The following is a 16,507-nucleotide window of genomic DNA, read 5'->3' as shown; positions in this document are numbered from 1 at the left end:
CTACACGTTAAGGCAATTGCAAACAATTATCCAGCCTCGGGGTAATTTATATATATAGATGCTAAATTTACAAAAAGAAACTACCCACAATCAGACGTAAACCCACTCCACAGCATCCGCCTGCACGTGAAATATCTCAAATTGAGGTTACAGCACGCAGCAATCCAAACAATTGCTGAGCTAAAACGGTTGTAATTTTCAATTTTCTGATTCACTTTTCGAGCAACCGAAACACTCCACACGGAACTTTCGCTGTTTCTTTCATCGGATTTCGGTTTTTACAAGTTGCAACTAACACGTTTTCGACGCCCTCCTACCCATCGCCGAACATTGTTAAACATCGAAAACACGGCTTGACAAGGCGCTTGAGAGTTCGTCGCCTCGGCCATTCGGCGTACTCATTTCTGGCGATTTCTGCCCTGCGGTTTGCAAAAGACACTGAAGCCAGACAAATGCACGAGGGAACAAACAACTGCATTTGTCCATTCCGCCGCAGTGTCCGGGCCACCTCATCAATCCGGATACGCGGTTTTCTTGGCACGTTACAGGAGAGACCGTCATGAAAGCTATTGCATTTATCGCTTTGACAGCCGTTGCCAGCGCTGCTTTTGCAGCCGGCCCAGTCCGTCCCGGTTCCATCACGATTTCGGGCGTGAGCGAACAGAAGACCTACATGAACGACAGCACGGCGAAGAACACGTCGGGCACCAACAACAAGGCACTGCAAAACATTGCCAGCAATGCGGCCGATGTGGAAATTTTCTCTAGCGGCAAGTCCTACCAGACCGCCAACCTGAAGGACACAACCGTCACCAACGAGGCGAAGGGTGACTACTCCGTCGCTCGCCAGAACCTGGCCAGCAACAACGGTGAAGTCGACATCAAGGGCACTTCCACACAGACCGTTATGGCCAACCGCGCCAACGTCTCGAACCTGGCTGACGGCAACGGCGCCAAGGCTACCCAGAACATTGCCTCCAACTTCGGCAACGTGACGGTCGCGGCCAATGCCAGCTCGTACCAGTACGCCAGCCTGACAGGTCGCTCGGCTGCCATCAACGCGGCCAAGGGATCGCTGTCGGTCGCTGTGCAGAACATCTCCTCCAACGACGCTTGCGCGGAAGATCCGTGCCCAGGTGGCCGCTGCCACTGATGGCAAAGGTGACATCGGGTCCTCGCGACCCGGTGTCGTTTCTTTCCGTTTTCGCAACTTTTCGCAACTGTAAGGAGGCCGCATCATGAACCACCGCACTGGCGGTTATTTGCTGATGGCAACGGCTATCTGCCTGGCTGCACCGGTGTGTGCACTGGCGCAGGCACCGGGTGAGGATCCGATTGTCCTGAACAAGGAGGTGAAGGTGCAGATGCTGCCCCTGAACCAGAACAGGACGTCGAACCCTATCGACTACACCAACGGCATTCCGGCCTGGCAGCAGGCCAAGTTGTCGCGTTACACGGCCAAGGCGTTCTCTGCGGACACCACCGGCATCTACACCGAAAAGGATGTGGTGCAGACGGTCAAGACGCAGGGCGGCAAGGTCACCTGCGCACAGTCCGTGGGCAGCACGACAGCGGCGTCGGCGACGACGGGTGCCGCGAAGGGACAGGTCAGTCCGAACGGGGATCAGGTGGTCGTGTTGCGCGGCGATATGGTCAACGTCTGCTTCTGACAGGACGTTTTGTGAGCCGGGGCTTTTGCGACGAGATCCGCATGTCGGAACGTCGCACCAGCCTCGCCTCGGGTCTCGCCGCGCGGGCCGGATTTCTTGCCCTTCACTCTCACCGCTGCACGAACAACAAGGGAGACTTGCGATGAATTCTGCAACATCAACCTCACGCGCAAGCACGTCGGGCAGGCGTGCATTGCGGCTTTGGTCATGGCTTGGGTGTGCAGCGAGCGTGCTCTTTCTCGGCGCCTGTTCGACACCCATGGATCCGCGCAAGGATGCGAGCTACCACGAGACCGCCTACACCACCGACCGGCCCGTGGTGCGGCCGGTGCGCTCGATTTCTAGCTTCTCCGACTCGCTCATGTGCATGGACGAGATGCTGCGCGCGGCCCAGTTGCCGACCACGCTCATCACCAGCAAGCAGTTCACCGATTACTCCACGCGCGTGCCGGTGGGCATCAAGGAGATGATCATCACGGCGCTGTCGCAGATGTCGCGGCGCTCCAATGCGTTTCGCTACGTGGACTACGAGGTCAACATCGTCCAGCAGGACACGGTGCAGAACCTCACCACGATCCTGCTCAACAACAACCAGATGCAGTTGCAGCGCCCTGCCCTGTACATGTCGGGCGCGATTGCGTTTGTGGACCAGAGCGTCATGAGCAACCGCAACGACGCAGGTCTCTCGGGCCGCGCATCGATCTCGGCGTGAGTGCCAGCCGCACCGCGACCGTGATCGGTCTTGAGGTGCATATCGGCGACTTTCGCACCCGCACGCTGATTCCGGGGCTCGACTCGGCCAACGAAGTGGTGATCGGTGGCAGCGGCCAGGGCCTGGATCTGGCCGGGCGCATCGGCACTTACGGCGTCACCTTCAACGTGGGCCGGGACTATGCCATCGGCGCGGGCGGCGCGCTGCGCACGCTGGTCGATCTGGCCACCATCGAACTCATCGGCAAGTGGTCGCGCGTGCCCTACTGGCAGTGCCTGACGCTCGATCAGACACACCCCGATTTCCAGCGCCAGATGCGCGAATGGTATGTGGACAGTGGCGGCGTCGCCCAGGCCAAGCTGATCCAGAGTTCGCTGATCGCGCAGGGCTACCTGCCGCCGGGCATCGACGTGCTCGACAAGGAGTCGCGCGAATTGCGCGATGCGCTGGGCCGCTTTCAGACCGACAACGGCATCGTGCCGACCGGCACCATGGACTTCCGCACCTACGAACGGGCGCTGAACCGTTTCGTCACGCTGGACAATTCCGGCCACCTGCGGCAAATCGGCTGGACGCCGTCCGGCCCGAATGGCGGCGAGCCGGAGAGCAAGTCGTACATGGCCTATCTGCCAGTGAAGGGTTCCAAGGAAATCCAGTTGACGTCGCTGACCGCGCCGGAGCGCGAAATCGACGTGCAGATCAAGAACCCGCTCGTGCCGGGCGAGAAGCCCACGTTTGAGGTCGGCGAACAGGTCTTCGCCTCCGCCACGGTGTCCCGGGCGTCGCATGTGTACTGCTATTTCAACGATGCGGTCGGCAACGTCATGCGCCTCACGCCCAACAATACGAACCGCAGCTCGCTCGTGCCCGCCAACACCGTGCTGCGACTGCCCGACTGGCTGGTGCCGAACCCGGCCTTCATCATGGATGCAAGCCAGCCCGGCATCGAGCGCCTCGCGTGTCTGGCGACCGCTGAAGACGTGCTGGACAAGCTGCCGGCACCGCTGCAAGGCACGGGCGTGGTCAACATTCCCGGCTACCGCAACGTCGACGATGTCGAGCAGGCGTTCCGTCATGCACTCGGCGATGCACCGTACTCCAAGTCCGAAGTAGAGTGGCGTGTGATTCCGCGCAAGGCACAGCCCGTGCAGCAGCAGCCGACCTCCGCAAAGCCCGCGCCCAACGTCTGAGCAAGAAAAGAGCGTACAGGGATCGGGGCGCGCCATCGCGAGACAAGAAGCACGCCCGCTGCGCCACAGACGACAACCATCGCAGTCACGAGAGGAGGTATTTCATGCATGAGGATGCCGTCGCCTTTGGCGTGAAACGCGCGTGTGTTGCGGTTGTCTGCCTGTCGGTCGCCACGCTGGCATGCCTGTCCGGACGCGCCGACGCGACGGTGCGCGCCGTCGCGCCAGCGCCCATTCAGCCGTCACACGTGGGCGAAGCGCCGGTGCAGCCCGCAGGCGTCTCCCGGCCCGCGGCGATCCAGCCGGCAGGAACCAGCGTTCGCCAACCGGCGATCAAGCCCACCGGCACGCCGGGCACGGCCGCACCCAAGCTCATGGAGCCGGACGAAAACGACACGGACGCCGAGCGCATCCGCAAGCTGCAATCCGTGGCGCAAGGCAATCCCAAACGCGGCAGTGCCGCGGAACGCACCGCCGCACGCACCGCCTGGTTGCTGGGCCTGCTCTATCTGCATGGAGAGCATGCGCCGGTTGATCGCGCGCTCGCCAGAACCTGGTTCGAACGCGCCCGAACGCTCAACGAACCGCTGTCGAACGCGGGCCTCGCGTGGTGCGAGATCGATGGTTGCACCGGCGCGCCATCGCCGGGCGCGGCGCGTCCCTATCTCGCGCCACTGAGGAACGCGAACACGGGCCTTGCGCTGTTTCTGGACTGGAAGATCCAGGACCGCCTTGCGCCGGTTCACGGCGGCAACGCCTCGCAGGCGCTGCTCAGCGACCCCGACGCGCAGCGGCTGCAATTGCTGCAGCAGGCCGCGCAGGCTGGCAACGCATCGGCCTTCAATGAGCTTGGCCTGATCAACGTGACCGCGTCGCGCTACGACCTCGCGCTACAGCAATTCAACAAGGCCGCCGCGCGCTCGCCCGCCGCCGCCTCGAATGCCAAACTGCTGAGCGTTCGCATCGAGCAGAATCAAACGGGCGCATCGATCAACTCCGCCGCAAAGAAAAAAAGCCCGGATGATTGGTACGAACAGGCGCGCCGCTATCACCGTGGCGATGGTGTCCCGTCCAACTACAGCGAGGCCATCCGCCTCTACCAGTTGGCCGCAGCGGGGGGCAATGCCGCCGCACGCCGCATGCTCGAACTCATCTATTCGCGCCCCGCTCCCGGTGGCTCGGTCAACGTCGCGTGGATGCGCCAGCTCGCCAGCATGGACGTGACGGCCGAGGGCGCAATCCTGAACTTCTCCTCACCTCCCACGCCGGTGCTGTATGTGCGCGACGTGACTCCGCTCTATGAATTCATTCCGCAGGAATGGCGCAGGGATCGGTCGGTGGGTCAGAAATAACCCTGATGATGCCTGCCGCGCGCCTCCTCCCACCGTCTGAGGGCTCTCAGATGTGCGAAATATTCATATCAAAACGATGAAATCTCTCGCAGGCGCTCCAGTGATCTAGATAAATTGACCCCATCAACAGGGGACAATTCATGCAAATCGGATTCATCGGCCTGGGCCGCATGGGCCTTTCGCTCGCGCGCTCGCTCGTCACGAAGAAACAGAACGTCATCGTTTTCGACATCCACGCGGCGGCTTCTGCGCAACTCAAGGCCGAGGGCGCGCAAGTGGCGCAGGACGTGGCCTCGCTCTGCCAGAAATCCGATCTCGTGTTCACCATGTTGCCCGGGCCCACGCAGGTCAAGGAAGTGGCACTGGGCGACGACGGCATCATCAGCCACCTCAAACCCGGAGCCATCTACATCGACATGAGCACCATCGACGTGGATACCGTCGATCTGCTCAACAAAGAGTTCACGGCCGCTGGCATCGCGTTCGGCGATGCGCCCGTGGGTCGCCTGGCGATGCATGCGGATCGCGGCGAATCGTTGTTCATGCTCGGCATCGATGAGCAGCATCTGCCGACCGTCGAGCCGGTGCTCTACCAGATGGGCACCACGATCCACCATTGCGGCTGCGCGGGCAGCGGCACGCGCACCAAGATCATCAACAACATGATGGTGCTGAGTTACTGCCAGATCAATTCCGAAGCGCTGGTGCTCGCGAAGGCGCTGGGCCTGGACGTGCGGAAGACCTTCGATGTGCTGACCAACACGACGGCCAGCAACGGGCAACTCAAGGAGAAGTGGCCCAAGAAGGTGCTCGCCGGAGACCTCACGCCGGGTTTCGATCTCGCGCTGGGCTACAAGGACATCTCGCTGGCCTCCAGCGCGGGCGCATCCACTCAGGTCGCCCTTCCGGTCTGCGACACCACCAAGAACATCTTCCGCATGGCGCTCGCTGCGGGCAAGGCCGGCCAGGACACGTCGTGCCTGACCGACTTCTGGGCCGAGGCCAACGGCATGGAAAAAATCCGGCTCTGAACGCAGCGCCTCGACCCCACGCACCGCCTTTGAGAAATCAGGAGACAAAAATGAATATCACACGCCGCACGCTGGCCCACGCCGTTGCCATCGCCGCCATGACAGGCGCATCGCTCGCCACCGCCGCCGGTTATCCCGAGAAGCCCGTCACCATCATGGTCGGCTTTTCGGCGGGCGGGCCGACCGATGTCGTCGCGCGCGTTCTCGCCGAAAAGCTCTCGCAGAAATTCGGCCAGAGCTTCATCATCGACAACAAGGCCGGAGCCAGCGGCGCCGTTGCCGCGAATCTCGTGAAGAAGGCCGCACCCGATGGCTACACGCTGATGATCGGAAGCAGCAGCACCCTGTCGATCATTCCCTTCGTGCAAAAAGGCGTGCAGTACGACTCGCTCAAGGATTTCACGCCAATCGCGCTGGTCGCCAGCTACCCGTACTACCTGACCGTGCCACCGAACTCGCGGTTCAAGACCTATGACGAACTGGTGGCCTTTGCGCGCCAGAAGGACAACCAGTTGACCTACGCATCGGCGGGCAATGGCGCGGTCAATCACCTCGCGGGCGAATGGTTCAGGAACGAAACCGGAATCAACGCGCTGCACGTGCCCTACAAGGGCGACTCCGCCGCGATCACCGACCTGGTCGCCGGGCGCGTGGACTTTGCGTTTCTCGCCGGTGTGGTTGCGATTCCCCAGGTGCAGGCGGGCAAGTTGCGCATCCTGGCCTCCGCCAGTTCGGAAGCGGACAAGGGCCTCAAGGACACGCTCGTGATCGGCCAGCAAAAGCTTCCGGGCTTTGCGGCCGAGCCGTGGAACGGTTTGATGGGCCCAGCGGGCCTGCCTGCCGACGTGGTCAGCAAGCTGAACACCGCGGTCAACGAAATCATGGCGAGTCCCGAGGTCAAGTCCAAGCTGCTGACGCTCGACCAATACCCGTTCACCAGCACGCCGGCGCAGTTCAAGGACTACATCCAGAAGCAGTCCACGCATTGGGCCAACGTGATCAGGAAATCCAACATCGTGCTGGAGTAATCCAGGCAGGACGGAGACAGGCACATGCAATATTCACAGTACATCAACGGCGCGTTCTGCGCGGGCTCGTCGGCCGAGCAGTTCGAGGTGATCTCGCCAGCCAGCGGCAAGCCTATTGGAAGCTATGCGATGGCCGACGCGAACGATGTCGCGCGTGCCATCGAATGCGCGAAACAGGCGCACGCGGCCTGGAAAAAAAGCGGCGCGACGCAGCGATTGGAACTGCTGCGCGGGATTGCGATGGAAATGCGCGCCGACCGGGACAACTTCGCCACGCAGATCGCCAGCGAACTCGGCAAGCCCTACGGCGAGGCGCAAAAGGAAGTGGACACCGCCGCCGAGATGTTCGAGTGGGCCGCCGAAGAGGCGCGGCGGCTCTATGGCCGCGTGATCCCCGCGCGCTCGCCGGGCATCCAGCAGATTGCCCAGCTCGAACCCATTGGCGTGGTCGCGGGATTTTCGGGCTGGAACGCGCCTGCGATCACGCCATCGCGCAAGATCAGCGCGGCGCTGGCCGCAGGTTGCTCCATCGTGATCAAGCCGTCCGAAGAAACGGCGGGTGTGGCCTTGCTGATCGCCCAGGCCTGCGAGCGCGCGGGCGCTGCCGCAGGTCTCGTCAACATGGTGTTTGGCAACCCGGCAGCGATTGCCGATCAGCTCTGCAGCGCGCCGGACATCGCGATGATCACCTTCACCGGCGGCACCGAGGTCGGCAAACAGCTCGGCGCCAAGGCGGCTTTGCACATGAAGCGCGCCACGCTGGAACTCGGCGGCCATGCGCCAGTGATCGTCTGGAAGGACGTGGACATCGACAAAGTGGCCGCGACTACCGCCGCCACCAAGTACCGCAACGCCGGGCAGGTCTGCACGTCGCCGACGCGCTTTCTGGTGCACGAAAGCATTTATGACGCGTTCTGCGAGAAATTTGCCGAACAGGCGATGAAGCTGCGCGTGCGTGATCCCTTCGATGCCGATGCGCAAATGGGCCCGCTCAAGAACCGGCGCCGCCTGCTGGCCATCGAGCAACTGGTGAGCAACGCAAGGGAAAACGGCGCGAGACTGCTCGCCGGTGGCAAGGCAATCAGTGACCGACCGGGCTTTTTCTACGAACCCACCGTGCTCGCGCTGCGCGACAAAAAGGCCGATGCCTCACGGATCGAGCCTTTCGGTCCCGTGGCACTGCTGATTCCGGTGAAAGACGCCGACGAGGCGCTGCGCGAAGCCAACAGCCTGCCTTTCGGACTTGCGGCCTATGCCTTCACCAACGACATGCGGCTTGCGCACCGCTTCGCCAACGAGATCGAAAGCGGCGTCGTCTGCATCAACGAGTTGCAGGCATCGCTGCCCGAGACACCGTTTGGCGGCTACAAGGACAGCGGCCTCGGCTCCGAGGGCGGCATCGAAGGACTTCGCGAATTCCTCAAGGTCAAGTGCGTGCGCCAGGGAGGGCTGACAGCATGACCAAACCCGTACTTGGATTCATCGGCGTGGGCGTGATGGGCATGGGCATGTGCCGCAATCTCGCGCAGAAGTCGGGCTGCACGGTGCTGGCCACCGACCTGAACCTAGACAACGTGCGCGCTCTTGCCGACGACGGCGTGGTCGCGAGCAGCATCCGGGAAATCGCGGAGAACGCGAGCATCGTATTTCTCTCGTTGCCCGCAATCGACCATGTGGAAGCGGTCTGCACGGGCGCGGACGGTCTCGCTGCCCAGGCCAGGACACTCAAGACCATCGTCGACATGAGCACCAGCGACGTCGAACGCAGCCGGGTACTCGCTGCGGCGCTCGCGCAATCCGGCATCGAATTCATCGACGCGCCGGTCGCGCGCAGTCGCGAGGCCGCGAACAATGGGACGCTGCTGATCACCGTTGGCGGCACCGCTGCGCAATTCTCGGTCATCAAGCCGCAACTCGAATGCATGGGAAGTGACGTGCTGCATTGCGGCCCCACCGGAGCCGGTCAGGTCGTGAAGATCCTGAACAACATGGTGCTGCTCAATACGGTGCACACCCTGGCGCAGGCCTTTGCCATGGCCGAAAAATCCGGGGTCTCGAAAGACCTGCTCGCCGATGCGCTGTCGCTTGGCTCGGCGGCTTCGTTCGCGCTCAAGCTGACGGGCGCGAACTATCTGGCCAAGAATGTGTTCCCCGAAAAGATGTTCTCCACGGCCTATGCGCTCAAGGACCTGAAGCTCGCACTCGCGCTCTCCGAGACCGTTGAACTCGCAAATCCAGCCACCGCACTGACCGCAGACCAGTTGCAGAAATCGGTGAATGCAGGTTTCGGCGACAACTACTACCCGGTGATGTACCGCGTCATCGCCAGATCCGGAGGTGCGTCATGAGCAATTCTCCCCTTTCTATGGATGACTGGCTTGTATACCGGGGCCGTTTCGTGAACGTCACTTTCTTGCTTCAAAGTGGCGATAAGGAATGGCTCATCCGCATTCATGACGGCGCAATCGAGAGCATGCAGACCGGACCGTTCGTGATGCCGCGCTGGACTTTTCGGCTCAGCGCCGATGCGAAGTCCTGGGAGAAATACTACGCGCCCACACCCACGCCCGGTTTTCACGACCTGATGGCGATGATCAAATTCAAACAACTGAAGCTCGAAGGCGATCAGCACACGTTCATGAGCAACCTTCTCTACTTCAAGGACCTCATCAAGTCGCTCGGAGGTGTCGTGCAATGAACGCTTCCCCTATCGAACCCATCACCGGCGGATACGTCAACGTCGGTATCGATGGCAAGAACCACCGCATCTACTTTGAAACGGCGGGCAAGGGACAGCCGCTACTGTGTCTTCACACTGCGGGCAGCGATTCACGGCAGTATCGCGCGATCATGAACAGCCAGCGGATCACCGACCGCTTTCAGGTGATCTGCTTCGATCTGCCCTACCACGGGAAGTCGTCGCCGCCCGAAGGCTGGGAAACGCACGAATACCAGCTCACGTCGCAACGTTACGTAGACACCATACTCGCCGTGATGGACGCGCTTGGCGTGCGCAACCCCGTTGCCATGGGCTGCTCGATCGGCGGCCGCGTGGTGCTGCACCTCGCGCTCAAGGCGCCGGAGCGGTTCAAGGCGCTGATCGGGCTGCAATCGGGAGCGCATGTCGCGCCCTACTACAACCTCGAATGGCTGCATCGGCCCGACGTGCACGGTGGCGAAGTCTGCGCGGGAATCGTCTCGGGCCTGATCGGCCCGCATGCCAGCTCCGTTGATCGCTGGGAAACGCTGTGGCACTACATGCAGGGCGGCCCCGGTGTGTTCAAAGGCGATCTGTACTTCTACAAGGCCGAAGGCGATCTGCGCGAGATGGTCAGCAAGATCGACACGGCGCGCTGCCCGCTCTATCTGCTCACCGGCGAATACGACTATTCCTGCACCCCGAGGACTCCAAGGCGCTGGCGAAGGACATTGCAGGCGCAAGGCTCACGATCATGCCGGGACTCGGGCATTTCCCGATGAGCGAATCGCCTGCGCAATTCATCGAGCACCTGCTTCCGGTGCTCGCGCAGATTCAATAGAAAAACATACCCGTTCAGGAGACACAAGACCATGAAATTCAGATACTCATCGGCAGCGGTACTTTCCGCGATCAGCGTGCTGTTCGGTGCCGCTCATGCGCAAACCGGCACGGCAAAGATTTCCGACGGCATCGTCAAGATTGGCGTGCTCACCGACATCAATGGCCCGTTCATGGACAACGTCGGCAAGGGCTCCATCGTTGCGACCGAAATCGCGGTGGAAGAATTCGGCGGCAAGGTGCTGGGCATGCCCATCGAAGTCGTGACCGCCGATCACCAGAACAAGGCGGACATCGCCTCGACCAAGACGCGCGAATGGCTGGACCGCGACAAGGTGGACGCCGTGACCGAGCTGGGCAACAGTGCCGTGGCGCTTGCGGCCATGAAGATTGCGCAGGAAAAGGGCCGCATGTCCATCGTGACCGGCGCGGGCGCGCAGCGCATCAGCAACGAGGACTGCTCTCCCAACAACGTGCACTGGGTCTATGACTCCTACGCGCTCGCCAATGTCGGCACCAAGTCGCTGGTCAAGAAGGGCTTCAAGACCTGGTACTACGTGACCGCCGACTATGCATTCGGCCATTCTCTGGAAAACGATGGCAAGCGTTTCATCGAGGATGCGGGCGGCAAGGTCGTGGGTTCGTCGCGCTACCCGTTCCCAGGCAACGATTTTGCCTCCTACATCGTGAAGGCCAACGAGAGCAAGGCCAGCGCGGTGGCCATTGCCACGGCGGGCCTCGATCTGCAGAACGCGATCAAGCAGGGCCGCGAATTCGGCCTGGGCACTGGCGGACAGGCCAGCGTTGCGATGCTCATGAGCATCATGGACGTGCATGGGCTCGGGCTCAAGAACGCCGGTGGCATGATGTTTGCCGAGTCCTTCTACTGGGACTACGACAACGCCTCGCGCCAATTCGCCGAGAAATTCATGAAGAAGATGAAGCGCATGCCGACCGCGCTCCAAGCCGGTCAATACTCCGCCATCCGCACGTATCTGAAGGCCGTCGAACAGGCGAAGACCGACGACGTCACCGAAGTCATCAAGGCCATGAAGCGCATGAGCATCAACGATGCGTTCGCCAAGAATGGCAAGCTGCGCGACGACGGCAAGATGGTGCACGACATGTTTCTCGTGAAGGTGAAGACCCCTGCAGAGTCCAGGAAACCCTGGGACTACTACAGCATCGAGGAGACCGTCCCCGGCAGCGAAGCCTTCGAGGGCCTTGCACAGAGCAAGTGCGCTCTGGTGAAGAAGTAGGCCCGGCATGGCAAGCGGCTCAATCGACAGCTACGAGGTGTATGCGATCAAGTACGCCAGCGTCGAGCGCGCGCGGCAAAGCAATTTTCTCGAACCGGTCGATGGTGATCCCGACGCGCCGATGCCGCTCGATTTCTTCGTCTGGCTGGTGCGCGGCGGCGATCAACTGTTGCTGATCGATACCGGCTTCAGCCGGGTTTCCGCGCTCGCGCGCAATCGCTCGTTTGTTCAGGAGCCTGTCGCTGCCCTTGCGGCCCTGGGTGTTCAGGCCAGCGACGTGAAGCATGTGGTGCTCACCCATCTGCACTACGACCACGCGGGTAACGTGAATCAGTTTCCCGATGCCACGGTCTGGCTTCAGGAACGCGAGATCGCCTATGCCACAGGCAAATGCATGTGCGACAGGAAGCAGAATCATTTCTTCGCGCTCGACGACATTGCGGTGGTGCTCAAGCGCCTCTATGAGGGCGAGGTGCGTCTCATCGACGGGGCGCACGCGTTTGCGCCGAGTATCGAGTTCCACCGCGTGGGCGGGCATACCGATGGCCTGCAGATCGTGCGGGTGATGACGACAAAAGGCTGGGTGGTGCTCGCGTCCGATGCGGCGCACTACTACGAGAATCTTGCGCGCATGAATCCATTTCCCGCTATTTTCAGCAAGGCCGACATGATGACCGGCTATGGGCTGATCAGGCAGCTCGCGGACGGCGACGCTAACATCATTCCCGGGCACGATCCCCGGGTTTGCGAGAGATTCGAGCGGCTCGACATTCCCGGAAGCTCGATCCACCGCATCGCCTGAGGTGTCAGTAGCCTGGGGGATGGGCCGCTGCCAGCGACTGCGCAATCTGCTCCTTGATCCACTCCCTAAACAGCATGACCTTGCGCGCATGCCGCTGTAGTTGTGGACGCACCAGATAATACGACGCGCCGGTGCGCACCGGCAGATTGAATGGCCGCACCAGACGCTGCGCGCGCAGGTCATCGGCCAGCAACGAAGTCTGTCCCACGGCGATGCCGAGGCCCTCCACTGCCGCCTGCCAGGTCAGCACCGAGGTACTGAAACGCATGCGCTCGGTCTCGGCAATGTCCTCGCCATAGCGACACAGGCGTGTCCAGGTGGGCCAGTCGTCCTGCCGGTAATGCGACACGAGCAAACAGGTGCGCAGCAACGCGCGCGGATAGGCCGGATCGGGTGCGAATTTCTTGAAGAAATCCGGACTGCACACGGGCTCGATGATGTCCTCGAACAGAAAGTCGGCATCCTGCCCCTGCCATGCGCCGTTTCCCATCTGGATGGCGAGATCGACGTTGTCGCGATCAAAATCCACCGGCTTGACGGAGTTGGTGATAACCACCGACACATCCTTGTAGCGCGCATGAAAATCCGACAGGCGCGGAATCAGCCACTTGGCGGCAAAGGTGGTGTAGGTCTGGATGCGCAGCGTGTTGTCCGAGCCGCTGCGCATGATCTCGGCCGTGGCCTTCGAGATCGCCTCGAACGCGGGCGCGATTTCCTCGCCATATTGCAATCCGGCTTGCGTGAGGCTGATGCCATGGCGCTCGCGCCGAAAGAGTTCAATGCCCAGATAGGTTTGCAGCACGTTGAGCTGCTTGCTCACGGCGGACTGGCTGATGTGCAGCTCCTGCGCAGCCTTGGTCAGGTTCTGGGTACGCACGACGGCGTCAAAAACCTTCAGAGGGTTGAGCGGAGGGAGCTTTTTCGACATGGCCTGATTGTAGAAGCGCACGGCCTGGGCCTGCATATTTCAGCGTTGGGATAACCAGTATGCGAGCAGCACGTTGACGGTGGCCGCGGCCTCGTATTGCACCCAATGGCCGGCGCTCGGAATGATCATCCATTCGCGTTCCGTGCGATTCTGAGCCAGCTGCTCGGCAGCCATCACCGGCTCGGCGGTCACGTCGTTCTCGCCCCAGAGCATGAGCACCGGCGCCTTCACATCGCCAAGAGACGCCGCGAGCGAGGCCTTGCGAGAATAGCTCTTGCTGTAGAAACGCGTGTTTTCGCACGACTGCGCGTGTATCCAGCACGCGGTCTCGTCCGCTGGGCTGGCCAGCATGAAGGCTTGCAGATTGTCGCGCAGCACCTCTTTGCGCTGATCGCCATCGAAGTCGCGCCAGTTGCGCATCGGCGGCTCGCTTGCGCGGCGAAAGCCATGACCTGCGGTGCCCAGCAGTGTGAGCGTGCGGATCTGCGGCATGCGCGCCGCGACCATGCCCGCGATCAGGCCGCCGAACGAGAATCCGATCAGGTGAAACGGCGTCAACGTGCCCACCAAATCGCGGATGCCCTGGCACAGCGCCTCGGTCAGCAGATCGAGGCGTGCCGGATCGCGTGCCGCAAGATCAAAGTCCTCCGACTCGCCAAACCCCGGCATGTCGGGCAGCAGCACGCGGTAATTGGCGCTGAATGCCTCGATGTTGCGCAGCCAGTGCAGCCATGAGCCATGACCGCCGTGCAGCGCAATGAGCGGCACCTGGTCCTGCTCTCGGCACCACTCGCGCCAATGCACGCTGCGGCCTGCGTACTGCGTGGTGCGCTCGCGGGATCGCGCAAGCTGCGCAGTCACCTCATCGGGAATGGTGCGTACTTCCTGATCTTCTTCGTGCATGCGCCGGTCCCGGTTTCAGGCCTGAAGAATCAATGCGTCCACCGCGAGCACGCCCTCGCCTTCGGGCATGACCATGAGCGGATTCACCTCGGCCTCGCTGACCTTGAGTTCCGGCCTGACCGCCAGATTCGACAGGTTGGCAATCGTCTGCGCCAGCGCCCGCAGGTCACCTTTCTTCGTGCCACGCAGACCGGCGACGGTCTGCAGCATGCGCACCTCGCCGATCATCTCTTGCGCGACTTCGACCGTCACCGGGGCGAGCCGGATGCTGCGATCCTTCATGATCTCGGCCCAGATGCCGCCCGCCGCAAGCATGATGATCGGCCCCGCATCGACATCGACACGGTAGCCCACCAGCACTTCGGTCAGGCCCTTGCGCATGGGCTGCACGAGCACCTCGTCGCAGGCAATGCCCGGAGCGCGTTCGGCCAGATTGTGGCTGAGCGTGGTGAAGGCGTCGGACAACTGCTGTGCGTTCTGGATGCCGAGCAGCACACCGCCGACCTCGGTCTTGTGCGGAATCTGCGCCGAGCAGACCTTGGCCACCACGGGATAGTCAAACGGCAGATCCGCGGGCGGCGCGTCCATCGCAAACGTGGCTGCGGGCGCGTGCGGCACCTTCAGTTCATCGAGCAGCGCGTAGGCATCGGATTCCTTGAGCGAACGTGCATCGGGCACCTGCCCAGCCGTGGCCACGCGGCCAGGCTCACGGCGCGCGAACACCGCCGCAATCGCATCGGCACAGACTTCGGGGGTGCGAAAGCAAGGAATCTGCGCCTCGGTCAGTTGCGCGAGCGCGTCGGGCGCATCGGGCACGAGCATCGCGAGCAGCGGCTTGTCATGATCGGCACTGTCGATGATGGGTTTGACAGCCAGATCGGGATTGAAGCGCGCCGAGGAGCCCACCACGGCGACAACCAGATCGAACTCCGGGGCTTCGAGCAGGATGTCGAGCGCCTTCTTCATCACGTCGTATTTCGTGCCCGCAAGCGTCAGGTCAAGCACGCGGCCCGCCGTGCCGGGAATGCTCGCCGCCTGCAGCTTGGCCAGTGTCTCGGGAGAAACCGGCTCCACCGTCACATCGCGAATGCCGAGCTGATCGACCACCATCGCCGCGCCGCCGCCGGTCGTGGTGACCACTCCCACGCGCTTGCGGATGCGGCGCGCGACGGGCAGCTTCTTCGCAAGCGGCATGACTTCAAACAGCGTCTCGAGCATCTCCACGCGCACCACGCCGAGGTCCTTGAGCAGCGCGTCGGCAATGTCGTCCTCGCCCGCCAGCGCGCCGGTATGCGTGGCCGACATCTCCGCCGCCGCGCTCGACCGGCCCAGCTTGTACGCCACCACTGGCTTGCCGCGCCTAGCCGCCTCGCGCGCAAAGGCCTTGAGCTTGTCACCGTGGTGCAGGCTCTCGAGAAACAGCACGTAGCCTTCGATGTTCGGATCATCGAGCGTCGCCATGCAGATTTCGCCGACACTCAGATCGACCTCGCTGCCCACCGACACCAGTCCGGCAAAGCCCACCCGCGCGCCTTGCCGCGCGAAACCAGCGCGCCGATCATGCTGCCGCTGTGCGAGGCGACGAACACCTTGCCCCGGGGCATGTCGGGCTCGGCAAATGCGGCGTTCGCCGTCAGCATCAGGCCGTTGGAGGGATTGACCACGCCCAGGCTGCTCGGGCCCAGCAGGCGAATGCCAGTCTCCCTGGCGATCTTGCCGAGCGCCTCTTCGCGCGCCGCGCCTTCGGGGCCGGTCTCGGAAAAGCCGCTCGCCAGAATCACCACCAGCTTCACTCCAAGGCGCGCGCACTCGCGCACCGTGTCCACCACGGTATCGGTGGGCGACAGCACGAAGACGGTGTCCGGCACTTCGGGCAGCGCCGCGAGCGAGGGCCAGGCCTGCTCGCCCTGCACCTGTTCGCGATTGGGATTGATTGGATAGACCTTGCCCGCAAATCCCGCGCGGCGCAGGAACTGCTGGGGACGACCACCGGTTTTCTGGCTGTCGTCGGAGGCGCCGACCAGCGCGACGCTGCGCGGATAGAGCAGCGCCTGGCACAGATCGGAGGATGTGGGGGATGTGTTCGACATGGGC

Annotated in this window: 14 protein-coding genes and 2 pseudogenes; 13 read left to right on the top strand and 3 right to left on the bottom strand. The window is 62.3% G+C overall.

All coding sequences use genetic code 11. The features are described from left to right. Positions 1–652: 652 nt before the first annotated feature. The 13 genes and pseudogenes from H9K75_RS01460 (at position 653) to H9K75_RS01405 (ending at position 12,582) form a co-directional block, all read left to right on the top strand. Positions 653–1,153 (top strand): hypothetical protein, encoded by a 501-nt coding sequence (locus tag H9K75_RS01460; protein WP_226858451.1) that lies wholly within the window; start codon positions 653–655, stop codon positions 1,151–1,153. Positions 1,154–1,238: 85 nt separating this feature from the next. Further along, positions 1,239–1,670, top strand: coding sequence for a hypothetical protein (locus H9K75_RS01455; RefSeq protein WP_187724489.1), 432 nt, complete (start codon positions 1,239–1,241; stop codon positions 1,668–1,670). A gap of 142 nt (positions 1,671–1,812) precedes the next feature. Continuing rightward, the gene (locus H9K75_RS23285) at positions 1,813–2,382 is read left to right on the top strand and encodes a hypothetical protein (protein ID WP_226858450.1); all 570 of its coding nucleotides are present in this window, start codon (positions 1,813–1,815) and stop codon (positions 2,380–2,382) included. Next, the gene (locus H9K75_RS01450) at positions 2,379–3,572 is read left to right on the top strand and encodes a DUF4384 domain-containing protein (RefSeq protein ID WP_226858449.1); all 1,194 of its coding nucleotides are present in this window, start codon (positions 2,379–2,381) and stop codon (positions 3,570–3,572) included. Before H9K75_RS23285 ends, H9K75_RS01450 begins: the two co-directional genes overlap by 4 nt. A gap of 104 nt (positions 3,573–3,676) precedes the next feature. Continuing rightward, positions 3,677–4,924 (top strand): SEL1-like repeat protein, encoded by a 1,248-nt coding sequence (locus H9K75_RS01445; RefSeq protein ID WP_187724488.1) that lies wholly within the window; start codon positions 3,677–3,679, stop codon positions 4,922–4,924. A gap of 140 nt (positions 4,925–5,064) precedes the next feature. Further along, entirely contained in the window at positions 5,065–5,955 is an 891-nt protein-coding gene (locus H9K75_RS01440; RefSeq protein ID WP_187724487.1) for an NAD(P)-dependent oxidoreductase, read from the top strand. Positions 5,956–6,005: 50 nt separating this feature from the next. Continuing rightward, complete coding sequence (locus H9K75_RS01435; protein WP_187724486.1) at positions 6,006–6,983, top strand: Bug family tripartite tricarboxylate transporter substrate binding protein; 978 nt, start codon at positions 6,006–6,008, stop codon at positions 6,981–6,983. 24 nt (positions 6,984–7,007) lie between these two features. After that, positions 7,008–8,444 carry an NAD-dependent succinate-semialdehyde dehydrogenase gene (locus H9K75_RS01430; protein ID WP_187724485.1) on the top strand — a complete coding sequence of 479 codons (1,437 nt, stop codon included), beginning with the start codon at positions 7,008–7,010 and terminating at the stop codon, positions 8,442–8,444. Then, entirely contained in the window at positions 8,441–9,331 is an 891-nt protein-coding gene (locus H9K75_RS01425) for an NAD(P)-dependent oxidoreductase (RefSeq protein ID WP_187724484.1), read from the top strand. Before H9K75_RS01430 ends, H9K75_RS01425 begins: the two co-directional genes overlap by 4 nt. Beyond that, positions 9,328–9,681 (top strand): hypothetical protein, encoded by a 354-nt coding sequence (locus tag H9K75_RS01420; RefSeq protein ID WP_187724483.1) that lies wholly within the window; start codon positions 9,328–9,330, stop codon positions 9,679–9,681. The genes H9K75_RS01425 and H9K75_RS01420 overlap by 4 nt, the downstream gene beginning before the upstream one ends. Continuing rightward, a pseudogene (locus tag H9K75_RS01415) lies at positions 9,678–10,522 on the top strand (alpha/beta fold hydrolase). Before H9K75_RS01420 ends, H9K75_RS01415 begins: the two are co-directional and overlap by 4 nt. A 31-nt stretch (positions 10,523–10,553) precedes the next feature. Continuing rightward, the gene (locus tag H9K75_RS01410) at positions 10,554–11,780 is read left to right on the top strand and encodes an ABC transporter substrate-binding protein (RefSeq protein ID WP_187724482.1); all 1,227 of its coding nucleotides are present in this window, start codon (positions 10,554–10,556) and stop codon (positions 11,778–11,780) included. A gap of 7 nt (positions 11,781–11,787) precedes the next feature. Beyond that, entirely contained in the window at positions 11,788–12,582 is a 795-nt protein-coding gene (locus tag H9K75_RS01405) for an N-acyl homoserine lactonase family protein (protein WP_187724481.1), read from the top strand. Between the two features lie 4 nt (positions 12,583–12,586). Here H9K75_RS01405 and H9K75_RS01400 read toward each other — a convergent pair whose 3' ends face one another. The 3 genes and pseudogenes from H9K75_RS01400 to H9K75_RS01390 all read right to left on the bottom strand — a co-directional run bounded on the left by H9K75_RS01400 (position 12,587) and on the right by H9K75_RS01390 (position 16,503). Next, positions 12,587–13,510 (bottom strand): LysR substrate-binding domain-containing protein, encoded by a 924-nt coding sequence (locus H9K75_RS01400; RefSeq protein WP_187724480.1) that lies wholly within the window; start codon positions 13,508–13,510, stop codon positions 12,587–12,589. A gap of 39 nt (positions 13,511–13,549) precedes the next feature. Then, positions 13,550–14,413, bottom strand: coding sequence for an alpha/beta fold hydrolase (locus tag H9K75_RS01395; protein WP_187724479.1), 864 nt, complete (start codon positions 14,411–14,413; stop codon positions 13,550–13,552). A 15-nt stretch (positions 14,414–14,428) separates the two neighbouring features. Then, positions 14,429–16,503: pseudogene (locus tag H9K75_RS01390) on the bottom strand (acetate--CoA ligase family protein). Between the last annotated feature and the right edge of the window lie 4 nt (positions 16,504–16,507).

The organism is Diaphorobacter aerolatus (assembly GCF_014489535.1).
GTDB classification, from domain to species: Bacteria; Pseudomonadota; Gammaproteobacteria; order Burkholderiales; family Burkholderiaceae_C; genus Diaphorobacter_A; species Diaphorobacter_A aerolatus.
The sequence above is the reverse complement of the archived record's forward strand: the minus strand, read 5'-3'. Positions and strand labels throughout refer to the sequence as shown.

Bases quoted from the DNA above. Each gene is read 5' to 3' on its own strand.
- H9K75_RS01455 (WP_187724489.1), top strand. From the start codon at position 1,239: ATGAACCACCGCACTGGCGGTTATTTGCTGATGGCAACGGCTATCTGC.
- H9K75_RS23285 (WP_226858450.1), top strand. From the start codon at position 1,813: ATGAATTCTGCAACATCAACCTCACGCGCAAGCACGTCGGGCAGGCGT.
- H9K75_RS01445 (WP_187724488.1), top strand. From the start codon at position 3,677: ATGCATGAGGATGCCGTCGCCTTTGGCGTGAAACGCGCGTGTGTTGCG.
- H9K75_RS01440 (WP_187724487.1), top strand. From the start codon at position 5,065: ATGCAAATCGGATTCATCGGCCTGGGCCGCATGGGCCTTTCGCTCGCG.
- H9K75_RS01435 (WP_187724486.1), top strand. From the start codon at position 6,006: ATGAATATCACACGCCGCACGCTGGCCCACGCCGTTGCCATCGCCGCC.
- H9K75_RS01430 (WP_187724485.1), top strand. From the start codon at position 7,008: ATGCAATATTCACAGTACATCAACGGCGCGTTCTGCGCGGGCTCGTCG.
- H9K75_RS01425 (WP_187724484.1), top strand. From the start codon at position 8,441: ATGACCAAACCCGTACTTGGATTCATCGGCGTGGGCGTGATGGGCATG.
- H9K75_RS01420 (WP_187724483.1), top strand. From the start codon at position 9,328: ATGAGCAATTCTCCCCTTTCTATGGATGACTGGCTTGTATACCGGGGC.
- H9K75_RS01410 (WP_187724482.1), top strand. From the start codon at position 10,554: ATGAAATTCAGATACTCATCGGCAGCGGTACTTTCCGCGATCAGCGTG.
- H9K75_RS01405 (WP_187724481.1), top strand. From the start codon at position 11,788: ATGGCAAGCGGCTCAATCGACAGCTACGAGGTGTATGCGATCAAGTAC.
- H9K75_RS01400 (WP_187724480.1), bottom strand. From the start codon at position 13,510: ATGTCGAAAAAGCTCCCTCCGCTCAACCCTCTGAAGGTTTTTGACGCC.
- H9K75_RS01395 (WP_187724479.1), bottom strand. From the start codon at position 14,413: ATGCACGAAGAAGATCAGGAAGTACGCACCATTCCCGATGAGGTGACT.